This window comes from Sphingobium sp. Cam5-1 (assembly GCF_015693305.1).
Lineage (GTDB): Bacteria > Pseudomonadota > Alphaproteobacteria > Sphingomonadales > Sphingomonadaceae > Sphingobium.
Map to the genome: position 1 here is coordinate 392,356 of NZ_CP065139.1, position 22,761 is coordinate 415,116.

Here is a 22,761-nt window from a genome sequence, read left to right on the forward strand (position 1 = left end):
AATCAGGCGAACTTGTCTGCGCACAGTCCGCCACCTGACCGTTCGAATCGGCCATAAATGTCTCATGCAACGCTGACAATAGGCGAGAGAAGGTCGTTCCCGAAGAGGCGGAACAGAGCTCACCACTGCTCGCCAAGCCTTATTGACCCCGCAATTGCACCAGTTCCACGATTACGCCATCGGCATCGCGCACGACGCTGTTGATCACCGGCCCCTTCTCGTCCGCCGCAGCGATCCTGACGATGGGAAAACCCGCCTTCTGCACGCGCAGCGCGGCGGCCCGACTGTCACTGACCCGAATGCCGACCTTCGCGCCCGTCGATCGGTTCTGGGTGGCGTTCGGCTTTTCATAATGAATAAGGATCAGCAGCGGTTCGTTGGACCGGGGATCACCGGAAAAATTGAATGCGATCTTTTCGGCAGGATCACCCGGCTTGCTGATCGTAAAGACCGACTTCATGCCGAGCGCATCGACATAGAAGGATCGGGCGCGGGCCATGTCGGCCACCTCCAGCGACAGGAAACCGAATCCTGGCATCGTAGGCTGATCTCGCATCTCCGCATAAACGGGCGCTGTTGCCAGCAGCGCGGACAGGGCAATCATCGCGACGCGCTTCATGCCATGATCTCCGACAAGCTGCGCGACGTCCGCATGGCGTCCGTGCCCCATGCGTCGACGGGAACCCCCATCAGTTGTTGCATGGTGAGGCCGACGCGCGAAATCAGGTCGCCCTGCCCCGCGATATGGATGCCGCTCTTCACCTTCCCGCCTGCTCGTCCAGCCAGCATCACAGGGATGCCGTTCACATCGTGGTTTTTCGCATAGCTTACCTCGGAATGAGCGACGACCAGCATGTTGTCGAGCAAAGTGCCGTCCCCTTCCTTGATCGCTGACATTGCGGCTACGAAGTCGGCCCAGCCCTGCATGCTCTGCGTGGAAAAGGCATCGACCGTCGGCTGATAGCCCTTGGTACGATCCACCTGTTCTTCATGCGTAGCCTGATGATAGGCAGTGGGCGATCCGGCCTGCCGCAGGTCGGCGGTGGCGGTGGAAAAGACCATGTTGAACACCTTTGTCTGGTTGCAGGCGACGGCCATCGCCAGCAGTTCCGCCATCAGCTTGTGCGACTGCTGGCGGGCGGTAACGTCTGTGCTGGCGGGCAGGTCGGCAGGCTGTGTCGGCACGACGCACGCCTCTGCTCGGGGCGGCTTTTCCAGTTGCAGCGCCAGCTTGTTCTCGACCTCACGGATGGAGGTGAAATAGCTGTCCACCCGCGCCTTGTCCTCCGCCCCCAGCTTGCCCAGCATCCGGCGCCGTTCATCGGTCACGGCGGACAAGACGCTGCGGCGCGCCATCACCTTGGGATCGGGGGTGAATTCCGCCGCATTGGGGTCACGAAAATCCGCGCCGAAGATGCGACGATACAGCTCCATGGGCGATGCGACGCTGGGGTTCATCTCCGTCCCGCTGCGATAGGAAAAGCTGGTACGCGCATTGCCATCGGCACTCAGTTCCAGGCTGCGGAACAGCGTACCCGCGCCGATCGCATCCGCGATGCTGACGTCGAATGTCGGGCCGACGAGCTGCTGCCATGTATCGCTGGGCGTCCCGGTTCGAAGGCCCACATTGCCCGAGATATGCGGTTGATTGCTCTTGCCGCCCAAGGTGACACCGAAGCCTGAAAGGACGGAAACCTTGTCCTGCACCGGCTTGATCGGCGCGAGTTCAGGCGGCAGATCGTAATTGGCGCCAGCCATCTTGGGATTCCAACGGTCAGGGATCATCCCGCAGCCCCAGAACCATGTGCCAAAGCGCACCGGCAAACGGCCACCACCATAGGTCGCGGCCACCGCCGCGCCGCTATTGTCCAGGAAATAGTCGAGGAACGGCAAGCCCACGGCCACCGCGCCGCCGCCAAGCATGCCACGCAGCAAAAAGCCGCGCCTGTCGAACTGCGTCATCAACCTTTCCTTCCTGACGATGGCTTGCCCGCTATCCGTGACGCCGCTGGCGCCCGGACAGCGAAGAATTGGGGATCGATAACGATCCGCCGGAACAGCGGCCGAATGCGAAATCCGGCGCGGGCGAAATCGTCATGCAGGCGCGTCGTCAGAGGCTCTTCGGACGGAAGCAGCGACCGCCCCGCCGCGTAGCGCCAAGCCGATTGCGCCAGGCACTGCGTCACTTTGGGATTATCGTGCAAAGCCTTGCCCAGACCCGCGCTGTCGTTGAAGACGACCTTGTCCAGCATGCCCGACGTGTCGATCGGCACGCCATTTTCCGTCGGCCGGAACTGCCCCGCGCCGTCGAAACTGTCGAGCGTCAGCCCCATCGGGTCAGTCAGCTTATGGCAGCTGGCGCATTCCTCATCGTCGAGATGCGCCTTCAACCGCTCGCGCGTGGTGCGGAAGGCGGGATTGCTCGTGTCCTGGACGATAGTGAAGTTGACGTTAGCGGGCGGTGTCGGCACATGTTCGCACATCAGCACTTCGCGCAGCGCCTTGCCCCGCAGCGTGGGCGAAGACCGCCCCTCATGGGAATGGAGCGCCAGAAAGCTGATCTGTGTCAGCAGCCCGACGCGCGGGTCCTGATCCGGCAAGGTGATCATCGACCAGTCACGCGGCCCGTAAGGCATGCGGTAGAGCGGGCTCAACTGCCGGTTCATCGCCACCCGGCGGGTGGTGAACAGGTCGCGATAATCGCCATTTTCCTCCACCAGCAGTGTCGTGATGGTGCGCAGCGTCTGTTCCCGCGCGGCTGGCGCGGCGGAGGATCGGAACGCCGGGTAGATGATCCCGTCCTTCGACAGCGACATCATCCCTTCCAATTGGAGAAAATCGTCGAAGAAAGACCGGACGCCGGTTTCAAACCGGGGCGACGCCATCAACCGGTCCACTTGCCGGACAAGCCCGGCCTGCGTCATCAGGCTGCCGTCCGCCGCCGCCTGCAACAATTGTTCATCGGGCGTGCTGTTCCACAGAAAATAGCTGAGCTTGCTGGCGCGCGACCATGCGTCGATCGTCCGGCCGCCCGGCGCACTGGGGTCGGCCACCTCCCGGTCGGTCTGAAACAGGAAGGGCAGGTCCGACAGCATCGCCGTCAGCATGATCGCCAGCCCGCCGTGAAAATCCTTGAGCGTCGCCGCCGCTGCCAGCGTCTGGGTGACGGCGAGCTTTATCTCCCCATCGGTCAGTGGCCGCCGGTAAATCCTGAGGCCGACCCGCTTGAAGAAATCAGCCGCGCAGGCCGCGCCTTGCGGATCGGACGCCGACGGCGCGCACCCCACGAGGCGATCGCGATGTTTCGCATCGACCACCTGTTCGGCGATGCCGCGCGCAATCTGCTCATATTGCTCCGCCCCCGCCGGGGTCAGCGAGACTGCGCTGGTGCCCGCCGCCAGCAAACCGCCGATCCGCAAGTCCGGTTCGAACCGACCGCTCACCTTGATGTCAGGCCCGAATATATCGGCGATGGTCGCGCGATATTGCGCCTCGGTCAGCCGCCGGAATTTGGGCACCTGTGCCTGCTGCGCCTGCTGCTGCGCTGGCGCATCCGCCTGTCCGGCGCTGGCGGCCATCAGGATTGCGCCGATGGAACAGAGCGCCGTGACTGCGGACAGCGCGCGAAGGACGCGGGATGAGATCACCGGCCCGCTCACGGCTGCACTCCTTGCGCCACTTGCTGCGCTTTGATCAGGAAGACAGGTACACCCTTGAACCGCAGTGCCGATGAAATGGCCGTGTTGCGCCCCGTCTTCGGATCAGGGAAGGCATCGGCATAGCGCCGCACCGCCTTGATCAGCGCGGGGCAGGACATGCGCGTCAGATTGGCGCCGACCTGGGTCGACTGATGATAGTTGTCCTCTATGCTTGCCAAAGTGTGATAGCCGTAAATGCCACCCTCTATGGCTTCGCCCGGCTTGATCTTCGCCTGGATGCGCGCCTGCCGGACCTCGCGATAGCTGTCGATGATCTGCTCACGCAGCCGCAACCGTAAGTCGAACGGTTCAGTTAGCAGTTCGCGATTGCGGATTTTTCCCTTGGTCTCCGCCATGAAGCGGCGATCCGGATCAACATCCAGACTGGCCCAGGCCAGCGGCTTCCCCGCACCAGACAGTTCCAAAGGATTGGCGCTGGCATAAAGGCGCACGGTCACATCATCGTCGTTGACCGGATCATCGACGCCACTCACCTCGACCAGCGTGGGCGACGACATCGATGTGATGACCTCGTCCGCCACCTTGGGCGTGCCGAAATCGCGCGTGGAAAAAGTGCATCCCACCGCCCGGATCAACTGGTTATCGACGCCCGGCTTTTGATCGGGGCTGACATAATCATCCTTGCTCGCGCGGCCGTCCAGATCGATGCCGTAGGCGATGGGGCCGCGATAATCCTCATTTCCCTTTTCCATGAAGGGAAAGTCTTCCGGATTGGTGCAGCTGTCATAGGCGAAACGGGTGCCCAGGAAGGCAGCCGTGCCCTTCCCCTTGGGTATATGATATTTCTGGCGCAAGGCTTCCTGTTCCGCTTCGCTCAGTTGAGCCATGCTGCCATTGGAGCCGGAAGGCTTGCCGGTGGGCACCATCTTGAAGCCAAGGCGCTGGCCCATCAGCTTGTGCAACTCCTGCACCTTGTCGGGCGCCTCATATTTCGCGCGCTCGGCGGGCGGCAGGGTTTTCAGAAACAGGTCGGACGAACTGAGCGACGGCGCGCGGCACGCCTTTTCATCTTCGTAAGCCGCCACATAGACGTTGGTCAGCGCAAAGGAAAAGCTCTGCTGCTGCGGCGCGGACGCACCAATCGCCATCATGCTGCCCATCGCCAGCAATCCCGCCGCGACACGCCTGTCGCGCCCATGGGATCTTATGTCTTTCATCACCCTCTCCTGCCGCCAGCGCTGTTACGCCGGTGTTTCTTCGTCCGTTATCATGCAGCCGCGCGGGCGTGCGCCACGGCGTTACTGTTCACCGAAGCGGCAGAAGTGATCCGAAATGTGCGGTAAGGCTGGATTTAGGCAAGTCAGGCTGATCAGAAACTCTGCGTCGCGATTTCCACGCTCATCCGCTGCGCCGCGCTGATCAATGCAGGCCCCAACTCGTCCAGCCGGGCGCGGGTCAGATGAGACGACCGGTCCGAAATCGACAGTGACCCCTTGGGCAGCCCGTAGCGGTCCTTGACCACAGCAGCGACGCAGCGCAGCCCGTCGCTATGCTCTTCGTCGTCCAGCGCATATCCGCGTGCCCTGATCTGCGCCAATTCGCTGCGCAGACGGTCACCGTCGATGATGCTGCGCGCGGTGCGGGCCTTGAGCGGCGTGCTGTCCAGATAGCGGTCGAACTCCAGCCGGGACCATTGCGCCATCAACACCTTGCCCGACGCCGTGCTATGCAGCGGCAACACAGCACCCGGCCGCGCCGCGGTCTGACGGAAACCGTTGGTCGCGGCTTGGCCAACATAACAGACACCCGCCCCCTCGGGCACGGCGATATTCACGCAATGCTGTACTTCCGACATCAGTGACCGCATGATCGTGTGGCCCAACTGGCCCAAGTCCCGCGTCTGAGCGAAAACCGCGCCCACGGTGAAGGCCTGGACACCGACCGACCAGCCATTTTTCCGCCGGTCGAAAGCGACATAGCGCAATGCCTCCATGGTCGTCAGCAGGCGATGGGTAGTGGATCGCGGCAGGCCCACGGCACGGGACAGGTCGCTGAGCGTCATATGATCGCTCTTGGCCAATTCATCGAGAATGCCGAACGCCCGCACCAGCGACTGCACTCGCCCAAGCAGACCGTCCTCCGGCTCTTGCTGACTATCGGTCACATCCTGTTCCTCGCCTGCTGAGCTGTCGTCGCGCGAACGCAGCCTTAGAGAAACTGGTATGACCTGTTTTCCCACCTTTGTCGATATGCTTTGCGTTGGCCTTCGACCGGCCCGTATCCATCATGCGTGTCAGGAAAACATCCTGTTCGCATCACCGTCCCGCATCATGGGATGGCCGATTGTGGATCGACGGCCTTGGGCTAAGGATCAGCCCAAGCTGAGGAGAGGATCATGCCCGACATCTTGCCGATCGATCGCCGCACGGCATTGACGCTGGGGGCAGGTGCGCTGCTGTCCGGTATTGAACCCGCCTTTGCCCGCAAAATCGGACAAAACGGCGCGCCGGACTGGGCGAGCGAACCCATGCGTTGGTTTCAGCTTGCCTTTACCGAAGATGATCCGGGCCGCTACGATCCGGCTTTCTGGATCGAGTATTTCCAGCAGATTCATGCCGATGGAGTCTGCCTGAGTGCCGGGGGAGGCATCGCCTTCTACCCGACAACCATTCCCTATCATGGCATGGCGCAGGGCATCGGTAAGGGCATGGACCCGTTCGGCGACATGGTCGCCGCGTGCAAGAAGCTGGGCATGCGCGTACTCGCGCGCATTGATCCCCATGCGATGAACGCGACTGCCGCCGCTGCCCATCCCGAATGGGCGCTGACCGGCCCGGACGGAAAGATCAAACGGCACGGCAGCGCGCCGGACCTGACCCTGACCTGCGCTTATGGCCCCTATAATTTCGACCTGATGCCCAAGGTGATCGAGGAAATCGCCCAGCGCTATCCGGTGGATGGCTTCTTCGGCAACCGCTGGAACGGCAGCGGCACCTGCTATTGCCAAAGCTGCCGGACGCTTTACCACGCCGCGTCAGGGCAGGAGATTCCGGCTGACCCCGACCCTTCCAAACTGGAAGGGCGGCGATATGCGGCCTGGGTTGAAGACCGGCTCTTCGCCCTCATGGACCTTTGGAACGCGGCCGCGCGCAAGCACCGGCCCCAGGCCTTCTTCATCCCAGGCGGTGACCGCCGAGGACTGGTCGATCTGAACGGCCCCGCTCTGTCAAAGCGTCTACCGCTCTCCTTTTGCGATCGCCAGGCACGCTCGTCCGACGATTCGGGCTGGGGCACGGGTCCCGAGGTCTGGGGCGCGGGCCGCTACACTCGCGAACTGCGCGCCTTCATGAAAGACAAGCCGGTCGGCCACATCATCTCCGTAGGGGTGGAAGAAGCCTATCGCTGGAAGGATTCGGTGCAGAGCCCGGCCGAAATCCGCATCTGGGCGGCAGGCGCGATCGCCCAGGGCGCGCGGCCGTGGATCACCAAGTTCAATGCCAAGCCGCTCGACCGCCGCTGGATGGAGGTGGTCCGGCAAATCTACAGCTGGCACCACGCCAACGAAGCCTATCTGCGCAACAGAGGCAATCTGGCGCGGGTCGCGATCGTCCATTCACCCAGGACGACTGCCTATCTGGGCGGCTGGAATCAGCGCGGGCAGTTGGAGGGGCATTCGCGCGGCTTTTACGAGGCGGCGCTTGAATCGCGCGTGCCCTTCGACCTTATCGACGAGGATTTTCTGGACGAAGCCAGCCTGTCGCGCTTCCGCACCATCATTCTCGCCAATGCGGCGGTGCTGTCCGACGCGCAATGCGATCAGATTCGCGCCTTCGTGAAGCGGGGCGGCAACGTGATCGCCACCTATCAGACCTCGCTCTATGATGGGGACGGACAGCGGCGGGCGGACTTTGGCTTGGCGGACCTGTTCGGCTGCTCTATCGCCGGGGAGTCCGAAGGACCGCTCAAGAACGCCTACCTCACCTTGCGCCATGCGCACCCGGCCATGGCCGACCTGAGCGACATCAATCGCACCATCGGCCCGCTCTTCCGCCAGCCTGTCACCGCGCGCGACCAGAGGGACGTGGCACTGACGCTGGTGCCCAGCTATCCCGACCTGCCGATGGAGCGCGTCTTCACTGACCAGACGGAAACCAACCTTCCGATGGCGATCTGCCGTCAAGTCGGCCGTGGCCGCGTCGCCTATCTGCCAATGGACATCGACCGCACCTTTGCAGAGCTTGGTCATGGCGATCATCTGACATTGCTGCACGCCATGCTCGACTGGACCCATCAGGAAGCGCATCCGCTGCAGATTGAAGGTCCCGGCCTGCTGGACATCGCCTGCTGGCGCCAGGAAAAATCGATGACCGCGCATCTGGTCAATCTCAACAACCCCATGACGATGCGGGGCAGCTATCGCGAGGCGATCAGGACCGGCCCCTACCGGGTCCGCATGCAACTGCCACAAGGCAGACGCGCTGCGCAGGCCCGGCTGCTGACCGCGGGAACAGCCGTGCCACACGGGGCGGCGGACGGCTGGGTCGAAGTCGATGTGCCGTACATAGACTTCCACGAAGTCGTCGCGATCGACTTAATTTAAGAGCGGCCCCTTGTGCAAACCTAACTTCCGTTCGCCCTGAGCCTGTCGAAGGGCTCTACTTCTTTGAAGAACAAGAAAAGGAACGAGCCGCCATGATCGATCGCCGCGACATGCTAGCCCTGAGCGCGCTGGGGGCTCTTGTCCTGGGCACAGCGTCCAACGCGGATGCTGCTCCGGTGACGCCGGATCATGCCAGTCTTTCCCTTCACGGACGCCAATTGCACATCCTCGACCTCACGCACAGGCTGACCCGGGCCTTCGCCTTCACCCCCGGCCGCCTGATCATGGAAGCCGTGGAAGGATCGGGAATGAAGGCAGGGATGGCGCTCAATCGCATCTCGATCGTCGAACATACCGGCACGCATCTCGACGCCCCCCGCCATTTCGCGCCTGATGGAGCATCGGTCGGCGACATACCCGTCAGCCAGTTGATCGTTCCGCTCGTCGTGATCGACATAAGGGACAAGGTCAAAACTGATCGCGACGCTCGGGTGGAAGCGCGGGATGTCATCGCATGGGAACGCCGCCACGGCCGCATCCCGTCCGGTTCCTGCGTTGCCATGCTGTCTGGCTGGGACCCTCTGAGTCCCTTTTCGAGCTATGCAAGCCTCACCCCCGCCGAACGGCGCAAAAGCCCCGGATTCGATGCTGCCGTTATGGATATTCTGATGAAGCGAGATGTGCGCGGCATCGGTGTCGATACCATGTCGATCGATGCGGGTGAGGCGATGCCCGCCTTCCCCGTTCATCAGGCATGGCTGCGCAGCGGGCGCTGGGCGTTGGAGGGGCTCGCCAATCTCGACCGCGCGCCTGCTGCGGGCGGGTTGCTATTCGCAGGCGTCGTGCCGCTGGAAAACGCCACTGGCATGCCCGCGCGCGTGATCGCGCTTTACTGAACGAGTGCTGCGGCGCCCGCCCGTGCAGAAGCCAGCGCCGCAGCCAGTACCGTCAAGCGCGCATCAGCGATCCGCCATTGACGTCATAGATCGCACCGTTGATCCAGCGGCCATCCTCCGACAACAGCATCGCGACGACGCCGGCATGGTCTTCGGATTGGCCCAGCCGGGTGTGCGGGGTGCGCGCCATGAAATAGTCGGCCCACTTGGTGGCCTCCTCGGCGTTCGCTTCCATCGCCGTCTTCATCTCGCCGGTCACCGTGAAGCCGGGGGCGAGCACGTTGGCGGTGATGCCTTCCTTGCCCCAGCGCGCACCGACGTGGCGCGCCAGCGCGTTCACGCCTGCCTTCGCCATGGCATAGCAGGGCCGCGTCGGTTCCCCACCATGCGCCGAACCGGAGCTGGTGTAGACAATCGCTCCCTTGCCGCTCTTGACGAGGTGCGGCACGACCGCGCGGGTGCATAGCAGGTGGCCGCGCAAGTTCACAGCGATCGTGCGGTCAAATGTGGAAAGGTCGATGGCCAACGCGTCGCTGTCTTCCATGATAACGCGCAGGTCTGCCGCATTGATATGTGCCCCGTCGAGGCCGCCGAAGCGGCTCACCGCCTCTTCCGTCGCCTTCTGCACCGATGCCTCGTCGGAAATGTCGACATAGACGGCGAAGGTTTCCCCGCCCGCTTCCTGCGCCACTTGCGTCGCGCCTTCGAGGTTGATGTCGGCGGCGCAGACACGCGCGCCTTCCTCGGCCAGGCGCTTCACAGTGGCCGCGCCGATGCCGGTCGCGCTGCCGAACACGATGATACGGCGGTCTTTAAGACGATTATTGCTGGTCATGAGCATCCTCCGGATAAGCTGTCGGTGTTGGAAACTTCGTCGGTTGAGTAACCACTCACCAAGTGGTTAGCAGCTCGTTCGAGCGCCGTCACCATCGCGCTGTGATCCTTTTCCGCATCGCCGTGCGCTACGCAACTGTTGAAAAGTTGCTGCGCATTTGCCGTCGCAGGCAGCGCAACTCCCAGTGAACACGCACCGGCAAGCGCCAGATTCAAATCCTTCTGGTGGAGCCGGACGCGAAAGCCGGGGTCGAAGGTTCGGTCGATCATCCGCTGGCCATGCACCTCCAGAACGCGCGATGCCGCAAAGCCGCCCATCAACGCTTCGCGCACCCGCGCCGGGTCCGCGCCCGCCTTCGATGCGAAGACCAGCGCTTCGGACACCGCTTCGATATTCAGCGCGACGATAATCTGGTTGGCGACCTTGGTTACCTGTCCCGCGCCCACGTCACCCACCAATGTGATACTCTTGCCCATAAGTTCCAATAGCGGCCGGACCTTTTCAAACACATCCGCCTTGCCCCCGCACATGATGGTAAGCGCCGCATTCTTCGCCCCCACCTCACCGCCGGAAACTGGCGCGTCGACATAGGCGCAGCTCAGCGCCTCGATCCGGCCCGCAAAGTTACGTGTCGCGATCGGGTCGATGGAGCTCATGTCGATGACGATCGTGCCGGGCTTCAACCGCTGCGACGCGCCGTCCGCGCCGAACAGCACGCGTTCGACGTCCGGCGTGTCGGGCAGCATCAGGACAAGGCATTCGACCTCGGCCGCCACATCCGCGGGCGTAGTGCAGGCGATCGCACCGCCTTCGCGCAGCTCATCCGGCATCGGCGTGCGGTTGGCACAGCTGTAGATCGCATGGCCCGCCGCCTGTAGATGCCCGGCCATGGGACGGCCCATGATGCCAAGGCCGATGAAACCGATCTTCATGTCACGCCCTCCTGAGATTTCAGATAATCGCGCGCCCAACCGAGGCCCGCCTTCGTGTCGCCCGCAGGCCGGTATTCGCATCCGATCCACCCGGCATAGCCCAGCGCGTCGATGTGGCTCAGCAGCCAGGGATAATTGATCTCGCCGGTGCCGGGTTCGGCGCGGCCAGGATTGTCGGCCAATTGCATATGGCCGATGCGAGGAAGCAAACGCTCGATCGTGCGGGCCAGATCGCCTTCCATGATCTGCATATGATAGATGTCATATTGCAGGCGGACATTGGCGCGGCTCGCCTCGTCGATCACCGACAATGCTTCGGCGATGGTGCCATAGAAATAGCCCGGAATATCGACGCGCGTGTTGATCGGTTCGATCAATATCTCGATGCCATCGGCCGCCGTCAGGTCGGCTGCGTAGGCGATATTTTCCACCAATACAGCCCGGCATTGCGCGCTCGCGGGCGCCTTCCCCGCCATCAGGTGAAGGCGCGGGCAGCCCAGCGCTTTGGCATAGTCCAGCCCTTTAGCGACGCCCGCGCGAAACTCCTCCACGCGATCAGGCAGCGCCGCGATGCCCCGCTCTCCGCCGACCCAATCACCAGCGGGGAGGTTGAACAGCACGACGTCCAGCCCGCATCGCCGCGCCCGTTCAGCCGCCTCTTCCGCGCCATGGTCATAGGGAAACATGAACTCGACGGCGAAAAAGCCAGCTTCCGCCGCCGCATCGAAGCGGTCGAGGAAAGGCAGGTCCTGGAACATCATCGACAGATTGGCGGCCAGCTTGACCATGTCTCTTCCTCTCTTTTCAATTCGCGCCCGGTCAGAAGGCGATACCCAGCACCAGATCCATGACATTGGTGCCCGTGGGTCCGGTGCGGAACAGGTCGCCAGTCGCGTCGAACAACCGGTAGCTGTCATTGCGCGCCAGCATCTCCGCCGGGTTGAGTCCCACCGCCCGCGCGCGCTCGTGAAGCCCGCCATCGGCAAAAGCCCCCGCCGCATCGGTTGGCCCGTCGGTGCCATCGGTGCCAGCGGCAAGCAGAACGGCATTGTCCTGCCCGGCCAACGCCATGGCGGCGACCAGGGCAAATTCCTGGTTGCGTCCGCCCAGCCCGTCGCCCGTCACCTGAAGTGTGGTTTCCCCCGCCGACACCAGCAGCATGGGGCGATCCTGCGGCGGTACTACGCGCATGGCAGCGGCCATCGCCAGCGCCGCGTCATGGGTGTTGCCCGCCATCGCCGTATCCACATCTCCCACGGCCACACCCTCCCGCGCCGCAATGCGATGCACAGCCTCCACCAGCATGGCGCTCTCGGCCAGCAGCAGTGTCTCGCGCCGTCCCACCGTTTTGGGCACCGGATGCACGCCCTTGGCAAGCGCACGTCGGATCGATGCGGGCACAGTATCTTGCAGCCCATATCGCTTGAGAATGGCGATTGGGTCCTCCGCTCCTTCCCCGCCCGCAAGAGTTGGCCCCGATCCGATCATACAGATGTCGCCGCTCGGCACGTCGGATATCAGCAAGGTCAGCACCGATGCGGGGCCGACATGGTGCAGAAGCCCGCCGCCCTTCACCCGCGACAGGCGTTTGCGCACGGCGTTGATCTCCTCGATCGATGCGCCGGATCGCAGCAGTATTTCTGTTGTCGCCGCCTTCTCCTCCAGCGTAACCCCATCAACCGGAGCAACCATCAACGCGGACGCGCCGCCGGTCAGCAGTACGATCACACTGTCCCGATCGGTCAGCCCTTCGACCGTCCGCAGCATTTCGGCGGTGGCTTCCATTCCTTGCGCGTCAGGAATCGGATGCCCCGCCTGAAGCTGCCGGATGCGCGTGAGCAGCTCATCATGGCCATGTTTGACGATGATGCAGCCGTCCGAAATCCGATCACCCAGCAGCGTTTCCAGCCCCTTCGCAAGCGACCCCACGGCCTTTCCCGCACCGATCACGACGATGCGACCATCTGGAGCCAGTGGCCAGTCTATGGCTTTGCCCTGGTGGCGAATGGACCAATGGCCACCCTCGGGAACGCCAAGCGATGCGACCAGCCTTTCGCCGCGCACCGACTGCAGCGCCTCAAGATAGATGCTTTCCAGCAGAGCGCGGGCGGCGGCCGTCTGCATAGTAGGCGCCACTTCAGGGAACCAGAAGGGTGAAGGGATAGACATAGGCTTGCAGCATCACGAACAGGCCAATCAACGAACCCAGCACCAGGCTGTGAACGAAGACATGGCGCAATATGCGGCCTTCCTGACCGAACCACTGCGTCGCGGTGGAGGCGACGACGATGCTCTGCGCATCAATCATCTTGCCCATGACCCCGCCCGCGCTGTTCGCACTCGCCATTAGCACAGGCGACAGGTTCAACTGTTCGGCGGTAATCTTCTGCAATCCGCCGAACAGGACATTGGAGGCCGTGTCCGATCCGGTGACGGCGACACCGAGCCACCCCAGCATGGTGCCGAAGAAAGGATAGAGCACCCCCGTCGCCGCGAAGGCGAGGCCCATGGACGCGTCTATGCCGCCATAACGGGTGAGATAGCCAAGCCCCAACATCGCCGCGATGGTGAGCAGCGATGGCAGCACCTGCTTCCACGTGCGCAGATAGACGCGACCGACCGTGCACGCAGGCACCCGCAACAGCAGCGCGGAGGCAAGGGCGGCCACCAATATCGCCGTGCCCGTGGCCGACAGCAGGTTGAGATTGTAGACTGCCTTCTCAAATTCCGGCGCGGTGACGACAGGAGGCAGGCGCTGGATCATTCCGTCCAGACCGGCGAAGGGCAAACGTAGCGCGAAGATGGCGTCCAGCCCCTGCTTCATGAAGGGAAGGCCCCACAGGAAGACACACGCCGTCAGGATGATCCACGGCATCCAGGCACGCCGAACGGCAGCGGGATCGTGCAGGGGCTGTGCATGGGCGGCATCAACCGTCGCAGCCACGTCCCGCTCGTCACCCGGCGCGAGCTTCGCCTCGTTGACATGCATGATGCGTGCGGGCTGCCATATCCGCAGAAACGCGATGAGCGCGGCGATCGACGCGAGCGCCGCACCGATGGAGGTCAGCCAAGGGCCATGCAGGTTGGAGATGAGGAGCTGCACCAGCGCGAAACTGACGCCTGCGACCAACACCGCAGGCAGCACCTCCATCGTCCGCCGCCACCCGCAATAGGCGACCAGCAGCCAAAAGGGCACGATGATGGCGAATGGCGTCATCTGCCGCCCCACCATCGCTGATAGTTCGAGCAGCGGCAGGCCGGTAACGCCCGAAAGCGTGACGAGCGGCGTACCGAGCGCCCCGAACGCGACGGGCGCGGTATTGGCGATCAGTGACAAGCCGGACGCCTGCAACCGTGTAAAGCCAAGGCCGATCAGCATCGCGCCCGTGACCGCAACCGGCGTCCCGAACCCTGCCGCTCCTTCGAAGAAGGCACCGAAGCAGAAGGCGATCAGCAGCAGTTGCAACCGGCTGTCCGCGGTGATCGACGTGATCGCGCCGCGCAGGATATGGAACTGCCCGGTCGTTTCCGTCAGCTGGTAAAGGAAGATGATGTTGAGCACGATCCAGCCGATCGGCAGCAGCCCATAGGCCGCCCCGAAACCCGCTGCGCGCACCGCCAGGCCCGGAGGCATGCCGAACGCCAGCACCGCGACTGCAAGGCCCGCCCCCAAGCCCATCAGGGCGGCGATATGCGCCCGCACATGAAAAAGGCCGATCGCCCCCAGCAGCACGACGACGGGGACGGCCGCAACCAGAGCCGACAGCAAGCCATTGTCGAAAGGGTCGTAATTTTGTGCCCAGATCATGGTGCCATCCCTGCCCTTTTTCCTATCACGGCCGATTTCAAATCATACGGAATTTCCGCAGTATCCCCACTCGCCGCCCACTGTGACCCGTTGGACCGTCGCTAGGGAGGATGACAGGCAAGAGATACCCGCCTTTCCGCGATGCGGAACACACACTGTGGCGGGCGGCGTGCCGTTCCATATCGCGAAACGGCGTCGGTGGCATCATTGTCCATACAGGCACGCCGGTGCAGACTAAACCTTCCAATCTGTCAATTCAGGAGCATGAGGAGGATGGACTTGAAAGCGAACGGCGGGATTTCGCGCCGCGACCTCGTACGCGCCTTGCCGACGGCGGCTATGATGAGCGCCCTTCCCGGCCCGGCCTGGTCCGCTCAGAACACCGGCAGCTTCGACCGGCGCGAATGGTGGAAGCATGAATATCGCATAGTCCAGACCAACCTGCGCGAAATCGACGCCCTGGAAGATCCGCGAGAGATTACCCGGCAAACCCGTGCCTTCGGTGCGAACATGATCGTGTCGAACATCGGCGGGATCGTCGCATTCTATCCCACTGAGCTGCCGCTCCACTATCGCAACCCCTATCTGAAAAACGATTTCGCTGGCGAGATGGTCGCCGCCGCCCATTCTGAAGGGCTGGCCTATATCGGCCGTTTTGACCTGTCCAAGGCGATGAAGCCTGCCTATGACGCGCATCCCGAATGGTTCATGCGCAACCGCGATGGCAGTCCGCGTGAATATGTCGGCACCTACCAGGCCTGCCCCAATGGCGGCTGGGCGCAGGATTACAGCCTTCAGATATTGAAGGAAGGGGTCGAACGTCATGAAGTAGACGGTCTGTTCTTCAACATGACCGGCTTCGTCCGCACCGACTATTCCGATGTCGATCACGGCATTTGCGTATGCGACAATTGCAAGCGACGATTCCGAGAACTGTACAAGCTGGATCTGCCTAAGAGCGAAGACGGCACCGATCCCAATTGGGATGCCTATCAACAATTCCAAACACGCGTCATGACCGAACTTTCCGCAAAAGCACGCGCAGTCATTGAGGCGGCACGGCCTCATGTGCCACTGATGGATTTTTTCGGCGGCGTCGTCGCGCGTGGAGAGGTGCAGCGCCGGGTGTCGCGCAAGGCGCCCGAATGGCCCTATGCCATGGGCGAACAGACACGGGCGCTTATGGCACTTGCGCCGGGCAAGGCCTTTTCCGCAACCTCCACCGCCCATATCGACTATCCGTGGCGGCAGGTGACGGAAAGCACCGAAAACCACATGTTGCGTTTCGCGCAGGCGCTTGGCACGGGCGCCAAGCTCGACCTTTATCTGATGGGAACGCTCAACGATCAGGACGATCCTCGGTTTCTGCCTCCCGTCTCGCGCCTTTTCCACTGGCACGCCGCCAATGAACGGCATTATGCCGGGCTGACCCCGGCTGCCCGCGTCGCGATCTACAATATAGGATCAATCTTTCAGTCACCCGGCGCCGGGCTGGCGCGCTATGGCATCGGTGCGCAGCGCGGGGCATATCAGGCGCTGGTCGATGCCCGCCTCCCCTTCTGGATGACTAACGGAATGCAGGTGCGCAACGCCACGCGCGACGAAGCCTATGACGTCATCATCATGCCGCATATCATGACCTTGAGCGATGAGGATGCCGATGCGCTCGACGCCTTTGTCGAAGCCGGCGGCCTGCTCATCGCAACCGGCTATACCGGCGCACAGAGGCAAGGGGGAAAGCCACGCTCCGGCTCGGCGATGAAGTCCAGCCCGGTGAGCAGCTTCGGTCAGCCGCGCGATGGGCATGGCTGGTCACTGGACATGAGCAAGGCCGCCATTCCCATGGGACCCGGCCGCATGCCGATCGATGCGGACTTCTTCCCAGTCACTCCCCGCAGCGGCGCGTCGAGCCTGATCCCCTTTGCGCCCGACCAGCGTTTCGGCCCACCCGAATTTTCCTATGCGCGCCCGGGCGAAGCTGCCCGCGCCGACGCTGGCGCGCTGGTCATGGCTTATGGCAAGGGGCATCATGTGCACATCCCATGGCTGCCTGACTGGCTCTATTATCGCGACGGGCTGGATGCACATCGGGTGCTGTTTGAAAGCCTGATCGCCCGCTACGCGCCGCCCCCGCCGCTGGTGCTGGAAGGGCCGGGACCGATAGAGATGATGGCGATGCGGCAGGCCAATACGGGCAAAATGCTGGTGCACGTCATCAACTATTCGGGCCAACGCAACACCCACTATGGCGATCCGGTCATCGCTCACGGCCTGAAGCTGGGCGTGCGCGGATCAGTGGGCAGCACCGCGCAGATGCTGGTGGCGGGCAAATCGGTAAAGGGTAAGCGACGGAATGGCGATGGCGACCATCTGTGGTTCGACCTGCCGCCGGTCGATACGTTCGAAGCGGTGCAGTTGACGCTTGCTTGATTGCGGGGTTGGGGAGGCTACTCTCAGTTCCTCCCCAATCCACTACGATCAAAAGTCCGGCGCCAGGTCCATCAGCACGATGCCCTGCCCCACGCCCGCGTCGATCACGTCCGCCGATCCCACTTGCGCAGCGATCATCCGGCCATCGGGCCGCACGACCGGATTGCCATATTTCCATCCGCCATATTGCACGATGTTCGTCATGCGCGTGTAGCGCGGCTTCTTGGGATCAAGGTCCAGAACGCACAAGTCCATGCCCTTGGCGCGATCCTGTGCGCATTCCACCAATGTCCGCTTGCCATCCGGGAAGATGCCTTCGACCTCACCATAAAGGGTGGAAGGCGTCGGATATTCGGTGATCTTTTTGGTCGCGAAATCTACGGACAACACCTTTGTCTCCACGCCCGTCGGCCCCTTGCCAAAACCATAGCAGGGCATGACCAGCCCCTTATCGCCCGGCAGGAAGTCCTGCGCCTCAACGAAACATTCGGTCGTCGTCACGATTTCCCGTACATCTTCCAGCTTTGCTGACTGACCCTCAACAGCAATGCGTCCCGTGTAGACCGCGGTCGATGCTGGTTTGCCACCTGCTGCGGGCTTTACCTGGCTCCACGCGATCATGTTGCTGCGTGGGCTGAGCGCGATCCCTTCGAACACCGTGACGCCCAGTGGCACTGGCGCGCGCACCGCCTGCGGGTCCATCCAGAATAGTTCGATGCGGCCGTGGCGCGTCTCTTCCCTTGTCTTTCCCAATATACGGGGACCAAGCAGCGCGTAGCTGCCATCAGCAAGATAATGCACCCGCAAATAACCCTCGCTCGGCGCATGGCCTGTCAAGTTGCGGGTACGCCCCGTCGCCATGTCATATTCGAAAGCGTCACCGTAGGATTTGCCGATGAAGGCTAGTTTGTCGCCCGTGGGCGAAAAGACCGGCCGCTCCCCAAAGGCTGAAATCAGCCGTTGGCCAGGCGGCATGTCCTGAATTGGATTGCCCGGCTTGTTCCCCAGGGGCATCGTAGCAGGAACGGCATCGCCCCGCGTAAAGGTCTGCGCCGGAAGCGCAGACAGGGGCAGCACCGCGAGCATGACGGATAACGAGAGATATTTTGCCTTCATCGATCTGTCTCCTTGTCCCTGCGCAAGCAACGTGATGGCCGTAATAAGTCAAGCAGGGCCTATTGCCGTTTCACTATGTGGACAGCCAGACTAACCACTGGTCAGCAGCGCTTGCGGACGATAAAGCCACATGATGACCATGGAGTGCGCCACTCTAGCCGCAGAGCCAGAAAGTTCCGGATATCGCCGGGTACTTGCCCATTTGCGCGAGCTGCTGGTGAATGGCGGCGTCCAGACCGGCCACCGCCTGCCGGGCGAACGGGAACTGGCGCTGAGCCTCGGGGTAAGCCGCCCGGCCGTGCGCGAAGCCGTACGGGCGATGGAGATGATCGGCGTGCTGGAAACACGCCACGGCCGCGCCAGCACCGTGCGCGTTCCCGATGCATCGGTGCTGGGCGAGTTTTTCTCCCTCGCTCTGGCGCAGCAACCGGCAATCATCGACGATATTGTCGAGGTGCGGATCGCGCTCGAACGGCAGGCGCTACGGCTGGCCTGCGCCCGCGCCACGGAAGAAGATCGCCAAAACCTTGAACAGGCATTGGAGGATATAGAAGCGACGATCGGCGATGTCGCTAAAGGTGGTCATGCCGACCTCAATTTCCATACCCAGCTGGTCGCGGCTGCGCATTCACCTGCGCTGTCTACCGTCTACGGTACGATCACGCACCTGCTGGAACGGTCCCATGTCGAACGGCGCCAGGGCATTGCGGACAGCCCGATGGCGCGGGAATATCTGGTCGATCATCACCGCCGCATCTATGAGGCCGTCCGCGCGGGCGACGCGCTGATGGCGGACGACTTGATCCTTAGCCATTTCGCCATCGGCGCGGCCTGGAAAGTTCATGGGGCTCCCGCCGACTGACGTTCCGCATGTGGGCTCACCCGTCGATCAGGATCGCGCGAAAATCATTGACGTTGGTGCGCGTCGGCCCGGTAAACACCAGATCCCCCAACGCGTTGAAGAAGCCGAAACTGTTATTTTCGCGCAGCATTCCGCTGGCCGACATGCCTGCGGCACGAGCCCGCGCCAAAGTGCTTTCATCGACGATGGCCCCCGCATGACCGCCCACGCCATCGATGCCATCCGTATCGCACGCCAGCGCCGATATGCCCGGCGCGGCGTCCAGCGACATGGCGAGGCTCAGCATATATTCGCTGTTGCGCCCGCCACTGCCAGACGGATTGCCGACCAGCACGGTGGTTTCGCCACCAGACAGCAGCGCCCAGCGCCCGCCCTTGCGCTGATGATGCAGGGCGAGCGCCGCGTGGACGATGCCGAGTTCGGTCGCGTCCCCTTCCAGATCGTCGCCCAGATAGACGGGCTTATATCCCGCCGCCATGGCGACTTCCCCTGCGGCTTCCAGCGCCATGCGGTTGCGCGCAATGATCCGCGTATCGGCCCGCGCGAACTCTGGCGACCCCGGCCTCGGCGTCGCATGGCGATCGTCGCTCAATACCGCCATCACATTGTCCGGAACAGTGATGCGGTATCGTTCGATCACCCGCCGCGCATCGGCCAGCGTGGTGCGATCCGCGACCGTAGGGCCTGAAGCGATCAGGGCTGGATCGTCACCCGGCACGTCGGAAAAGGCCAATGTGACCACCTGCGCGGGATACGCCAGCGCGGCCAGACGCCCGCCCTTGACCTGCGACAAGTGCGTGCGCACGCAATTGATCTGCGAAATGGTAGCGCCGCAAAACAGCAGCTCGCGCGTCACGCGGCGCTTATCATCCAGCGACACGCCATCGACCGGCAATGCCAACAACGCAGAGCCCCCACCGGAGATCAGCGCCAGCAATTGATCCTCTTCACCAAGGTCACGCACGGCTTCCTGGATCATCTGCGCCGCGCGCTGACCATGCTCGTCGGGCAAGGGATGTCCCGCTTCGATCACCAGCGCATCGGCGGGAAAAGTGCCCGGCGGCAAGCCATGGCCGTAGGGCGTAAGGATGATCGCTTGCGTCCCCTGTGGAGAGTGGCGAAGCGCGACATCCGCCATCGCCGCTCCCGCCTTGCCCACGGCAAGCACCAGCCGCCGTCCTTTCGGCGGGGGCGGCATATGCGAAGGCAGGCATCGCTCGGCAGATACCGCAGACAGCGCGACGTCGAACATCTCCCGCGCCAGCGCGATCCGCGCCTCTTTCATCTCCCCGCCGTCCGTCAAAACCTGCTTCCTCACCGCCGCTCTGTAGTGGGCTTACAAAGCGGCAATGAAAGCTGCAATTTGCAACTTACACGGAAACTGCAATTCCGCCTGACGGAACAGAAAGGCGGCGCGCCCTATTTGCGTTTGCCCAGCAGCAGGCGCGCTTGCGTGCCCCAGCTGCCGACGAACAGGTCCTCCACGCCGTCTCCGTTGACGTCGCCTTTAGCCATGCTCCAACTGCGCGCGACGGTCGCGGCAGGCATGACCGAAGCCGTCACGTCGGTGAAGCGTCCCTTGCCATCATTGGCATAGGCGCGCAGCTGCAAGGGCTTGAAACCGGGCACGTCGATCGCACCAACGATCAGGTCGGGATGGCCGTCATGGTTGAAGTCCATTACCATCCCACCCCAGCTGGAAAAGCGGTTGGCAGGCAGGCGCGCTTTGGTTTCGTCGCGGAACTTGCCCCGCCCCTTGTTGATCAGCAATCGCGCCTGCGGGTCCTTGTCCCATTTCTTGTTGTTGCTGGTCAGGTTCAGGAACAGGATGTCGGGACGCTTGTCACCATTGGCGTCGAACACATGCACTTCGCGCGTCTCCAGCGGCGTGAGCAGCTGAAGCGTCTTGGGCGCCTCGCGGAAATGTCCCCTGCCATCGTTCGTCAGCACGCGATTGGGCGGACTTTCGTTCGCGACCACCATGTCGAGGTCGCCGTCACTGTCCAGGTCGGCCAGCGCGATATCCTGGGTATCGTCTTCATAAGCGGGCAGGTTCGTCGCCGTCGCATCAATGAAAGTGCCGGGCTGTTTGGGATCGTTCAGCCACAGGAAATTCTGCCCCGACGCGCGCGGCTTGTTCCAGCGCACCTCCGCCGAATTGCCGATCACGATATCCGGCAGACCGTCACCATTGACCTCGGCCACCGCAAGACCATTGCCCTCGCTCATTTTCGGCAGCCGATCCGACGCGTCGGTAAATTCGCCCCCCGGTCCGCCCAAAAACAGCTGGTGCGCATGGTCCTCCTCCGCGACGAAGATCAGGTCGGGATAGCCATCACGGTTGAAGTCGGCGGACAGCACATGTTCCGTATCATGCGCCTTTGTGCCGAGCGCGCCCTGCTTCCAGGTGAAGTGGCCCTGCCCATCATTGATATAGAGCCGGTTTGCCCCCATTTCGACCGCGATCGCCGCGTCCAGATCGCCATCGCCATCCACATCCACCAGCGCGACGTCCAGCGCGTGGAGATATTTGGAAACGGGCACGTGCGTGTCAGTCACATCGTCAAACAGCAGGGCTGGCGCTGCATCATTCTGCGCCTGTCCCGGCACGGCTGCGGCGATCAGTGATGCGCAGACTGCCGTGCGAGATATCAGGCGGCAGTTCATCGTGCAGTTTCCAGCGTGCGAAGATAGGCAAGGCTCTTATTCAGTGAATCGATGCGCGCGCCGGGGAATGGCGGCTCCTGCTCGACAAAGAAGTTGCGCACGCCCGCAATCTGCGCCGCCTTCAGGATGGCGGGCCAGTTCATCGTTCCCGACCCCACCTCCGTCGGCTTTTGCTGCATGTGATAATTGACCTCAGTCCCGGCAGCGATGTCCTTCACATGCATCTGGGTAACCCGCCCGCGATAGCGATTGAGCCAGGCGACAGGGTCCTGCCCACCCGCCGCCAGCCAACCCGCGTCCAACTCGAAATCGACGATGCGCGGGTCTGTCCTTTCCAGCAGGATCTGCAAACCGGTCTTGTCCCCCAGCGGGGCCAGTTCCGCATTATGGTTGTGATAGCCGATGCGGATGCCATGCTTCTTGAGAACGGCGCCCTTCTCATTGAGAAAGTCGGCCATCCGCTCATAGCGCTCTGCGGGGATCGGCGGGCTGCCCGGCTTTATCAGCGATATGAAGGACACCGGCGGACCCCAGACCGGGTCCTTCGGGAACTGAAGGATCGGCAGCACGGCGTTGCGCGATCCCAATATGTTCAGGTCCTCCACCAGCTTGTCCAGATTGTCGAAGGTCAGCCCGCTCGCGCCAGGGACTGACGATGAAGCAGCGACATGCGCGCTGCGGCATTTCAGACCAGCCTTGTCCAGTGCGGCGCGGAACTGCGCGGGCGTATGACGGTGCAACGACGCCAGCTCGACCGACCGCACCCCAGTCGCTGCGATCTTGGCCAGCGTGCCGTCAAGGTCGCGATAAATGTCCGGGTCGAACATGTAGAGTTGCACGCCCGGGCCATCTTCCCCCAGCAGGGGGGCAGATTTCCGTCGCGCAGCCACAGGAACACCGACTGCGAGCATCAGGAGGGCAGAGGATTTGAGCAAGTCACGACGGTTCATTGGCAA

The 22,761-nt window shown here is 62.8% G+C and carries 18 protein-coding genes; 4 read left to right on the forward strand and 14 right to left on the reverse strand.

The window, feature by feature from the left end; translation table 11 throughout:
* Positions 1 to 139: 139 nt before the first annotated feature.
* The 5 genes from IZV00_RS15815 to IZV00_RS15835 form a co-directional block, all read right to left on the reverse strand.
* Positions 140 to 670 (reverse strand): VOC family protein, encoded by a 531-nt coding sequence (locus IZV00_RS15815; RefSeq protein WP_196227372.1) that lies wholly within the window; start codon positions 668 to 670, stop codon positions 140 to 142.
* Entirely contained in the window at positions 616 to 1,962 is a 1,347-nt protein-coding gene (locus IZV00_RS15820) for a DUF1552 domain-containing protein (RefSeq protein WP_196227373.1), read from the reverse strand. Before IZV00_RS15820 ends, IZV00_RS15815 begins: the two co-directional genes overlap by 55 nt.
* Positions 1,962 to 3,659 (reverse strand): DUF1592 domain-containing protein, encoded by a 1,698-nt coding sequence (locus tag IZV00_RS15825; RefSeq protein ID WP_196227374.1) that lies wholly within the window; start codon positions 3,657 to 3,659, stop codon positions 1,962 to 1,964. The genes IZV00_RS15820 and IZV00_RS15825 overlap by 1 nt, the downstream gene beginning before the upstream one ends.
* Positions 3,656 to 4,876, reverse strand: a complete 1,221-nt coding sequence (locus tag IZV00_RS15830) for a hypothetical protein (protein ID WP_196227375.1) — start codon at positions 4,874 to 4,876, stop codon at positions 3,656 to 3,658. Before IZV00_RS15830 ends, IZV00_RS15825 begins: the two co-directional genes overlap by 4 nt.
* A gap of 152 nt (positions 4,877 to 5,028) precedes the next feature.
* Complete coding sequence (locus IZV00_RS15835) at positions 5,029 to 5,823, reverse strand: IclR family transcriptional regulator (protein ID WP_196227376.1); 795 nt, start codon at positions 5,821 to 5,823, stop codon at positions 5,029 to 5,031.
* 231 nt (positions 5,824 to 6,054) lie between these two features.
* Here IZV00_RS15835 and IZV00_RS15840 point away from each other — a divergent pair, with 231 nt between their 5' ends.
* A complete protein-coding gene (locus tag IZV00_RS15840; protein WP_196227377.1) occupies positions 6,055 to 8,259 on the forward strand; it encodes an alpha-amylase family protein in 2,205 nt (734 codons plus the stop codon).
* A gap of 92 nt (positions 8,260 to 8,351) precedes the next feature.
* Entirely contained in the window at positions 8,352 to 9,155 is an 804-nt protein-coding gene (locus tag IZV00_RS15845; RefSeq protein WP_196227378.1) for a cyclase family protein, read from the forward strand.
* Between the two features lie 52 nt (positions 9,156 to 9,207).
* Here IZV00_RS15845 and IZV00_RS15850 read toward each other — a convergent pair whose 3' ends face one another.
* From IZV00_RS15850 to IZV00_RS15870, 5 genes are read right to left on the reverse strand one after another with little or no spacing between them, the layout of a single operon-like run.
* Complete coding sequence (locus IZV00_RS15850) at positions 9,208 to 9,990, reverse strand: SDR family NAD(P)-dependent oxidoreductase (RefSeq protein WP_196227379.1); 783 nt, start codon at positions 9,988 to 9,990, stop codon at positions 9,208 to 9,210.
* Entirely contained in the window at positions 9,987 to 10,922 is a 936-nt protein-coding gene (locus IZV00_RS15855) for a 2-hydroxy-3-oxopropionate reductase (RefSeq protein ID WP_196227380.1), read from the reverse strand. The genes IZV00_RS15850 and IZV00_RS15855 overlap by 4 nt, the downstream gene beginning before the upstream one ends.
* Positions 10,919 to 11,710, reverse strand: coding sequence for a 2-oxo-tetronate isomerase (gene otnI, locus IZV00_RS15860; RefSeq protein WP_196227381.1), 792 nt, complete (start codon positions 11,708 to 11,710; stop codon positions 10,919 to 10,921). Before otnI ends, IZV00_RS15855 begins: the two co-directional genes overlap by 4 nt.
* A 31-nt stretch (positions 11,711 to 11,741) precedes the next feature.
* Complete coding sequence (locus IZV00_RS15865; RefSeq protein ID WP_196227382.1) at positions 11,742 to 13,046, reverse strand: glycerate kinase type-2 family protein; 1,305 nt, start codon at positions 13,044 to 13,046, stop codon at positions 11,742 to 11,744.
* A 13-nt stretch (positions 13,047 to 13,059) separates the two neighbouring features.
* Positions 13,060 to 14,730 (reverse strand): L-lactate permease, encoded by a 1,671-nt coding sequence (locus IZV00_RS15870; RefSeq protein WP_196227383.1) that lies wholly within the window; start codon positions 14,728 to 14,730, stop codon positions 13,060 to 13,062.
* A 273-nt stretch (positions 14,731 to 15,003) separates the two neighbouring features.
* Between IZV00_RS15870 and IZV00_RS15875 the strand changes: the two genes are divergently transcribed.
* The gene (locus IZV00_RS15875) at positions 15,004 to 17,160 is read left to right on the forward strand and encodes an alpha-amylase family protein (RefSeq protein WP_196227384.1); all 2,157 of its coding nucleotides are present in this window, start codon (positions 15,004 to 15,006) and stop codon (positions 17,158 to 17,160) included.
* Positions 17,161 to 17,208: 48 nt separating this feature from the next.
* On the opposite strand, the gene IZV00_RS15880 is transcribed toward IZV00_RS15875, so the two are convergent.
* Entirely contained in the window at positions 17,209 to 18,276 is a 1,068-nt protein-coding gene (locus IZV00_RS15880) for a hypothetical protein (protein ID WP_196227385.1), read from the reverse strand.
* Positions 18,277 to 18,406: 130 nt separating this feature from the next.
* On the opposite strand from IZV00_RS15880, the gene IZV00_RS15885 reads away from it, so the two are divergent.
* Positions 18,407 to 19,138 carry a FadR/GntR family transcriptional regulator gene (locus IZV00_RS15885; RefSeq protein ID WP_196227386.1) on the forward strand — a complete coding sequence of 244 codons (732 nt, stop codon included), beginning with the start codon at positions 18,407 to 18,409 and terminating at the stop codon, positions 19,136 to 19,138.
* A 16-nt stretch (positions 19,139 to 19,154) separates the two neighbouring features.
* Here IZV00_RS15885 and IZV00_RS15890 read toward each other — a convergent pair whose 3' ends face one another.
* From IZV00_RS15890 to IZV00_RS15900, 3 genes are all read right to left on the reverse strand, one after another.
* Complete coding sequence (locus tag IZV00_RS15890; RefSeq protein WP_230463469.1) at positions 19,155 to 20,456, reverse strand: glycerate kinase type-2 family protein; 1,302 nt, start codon at positions 20,454 to 20,456, stop codon at positions 19,155 to 19,157.
* 101 nt (positions 20,457 to 20,557) lie between these two features.
* Positions 20,558 to 21,805 carry an FG-GAP repeat domain-containing protein gene (locus IZV00_RS15895; RefSeq protein ID WP_196227387.1) on the reverse strand — a complete coding sequence of 416 codons (1,248 nt, stop codon included), beginning with the start codon at positions 21,803 to 21,805 and terminating at the stop codon, positions 20,558 to 20,560.
* Positions 21,802 to 22,755 (reverse strand): sugar phosphate isomerase/epimerase family protein, encoded by a 954-nt coding sequence (locus tag IZV00_RS15900; RefSeq protein ID WP_196227388.1) that lies wholly within the window; start codon positions 22,753 to 22,755, stop codon positions 21,802 to 21,804. Before IZV00_RS15900 ends, IZV00_RS15895 begins: the two co-directional genes overlap by 4 nt.
* Positions 22,756 to 22,761: the final 6 nt, after the last annotated feature.

Coding starts and splice junctions, on each gene's coding strand:
- IZV00_RS15815 (WP_196227372.1), bottom strand. CDS start 670: ATGGGGCACGGACGCCATGCGGACGTCGCGCAGCTTGTCGGAGATCAT.
- IZV00_RS15820 (WP_196227373.1), bottom strand. CDS start 1,962: ATGACGCAGTTCGACAGGCGCGGCTTTTTGCTGCGTGGCATGCTTGGC.
- IZV00_RS15830 (WP_196227375.1), bottom strand. CDS start 4,876: ATGAAAGACATAAGATCCCATGGGCGCGACAGGCGTGTCGCGGCGGGA.
- IZV00_RS15840 (WP_196227377.1), top strand. CDS start 6,055: ATGCCCGACATCTTGCCGATCGATCGCCGCACGGCATTGACGCTGGGG.
- IZV00_RS15845 (WP_196227378.1), top strand. CDS start 8,352: ATGATCGATCGCCGCGACATGCTAGCCCTGAGCGCGCTGGGGGCTCTT.
- IZV00_RS15850 (WP_196227379.1), bottom strand. CDS start 9,990: ATGACCAGCAATAATCGTCTTAAAGACCGCCGTATCATCGTGTTCGGC.
- IZV00_RS15855 (WP_196227380.1), bottom strand. CDS start 10,922: ATGAAGATCGGTTTCATCGGCCTTGGCATCATGGGCCGTCCCATGGCC.
- otnI (WP_196227381.1), bottom strand. CDS start 11,710: ATGGTCAAGCTGGCCGCCAATCTGTCGATGATGTTCCAGGACCTGCCT.
- IZV00_RS15865 (WP_196227382.1), bottom strand. CDS start 13,046: ATGCAGACGGCCGCCGCCCGCGCTCTGCTGGAAAGCATCTATCTTGAG.
- IZV00_RS15870 (WP_196227383.1), bottom strand. CDS start 14,730: ATGATCTGGGCACAAAATTACGACCCTTTCGACAATGGCTTGCTGTCG.
- IZV00_RS15875 (WP_196227384.1), top strand. CDS start 15,004: ATGGACTTGAAAGCGAACGGCGGGATTTCGCGCCGCGACCTCGTACGC.
- IZV00_RS15880 (WP_196227385.1), bottom strand. CDS start 18,276: ATGAAGGCAAAATATCTCTCGTTATCCGTCATGCTCGCGGTGCTGCCC.
- IZV00_RS15885 (WP_196227386.1), top strand. CDS start 18,407: ATGATGACCATGGAGTGCGCCACTCTAGCCGCAGAGCCAGAAAGTTCC.
- IZV00_RS15895 (WP_196227387.1), bottom strand. CDS start 21,805: ATGAACTGCCGCCTGATATCTCGCACGGCAGTCTGCGCATCACTGATC.
- IZV00_RS15900 (WP_196227388.1), bottom strand. CDS start 22,755: ATGAACCGTCGTGACTTGCTCAAATCCTCTGCCCTCCTGATGCTCGCA.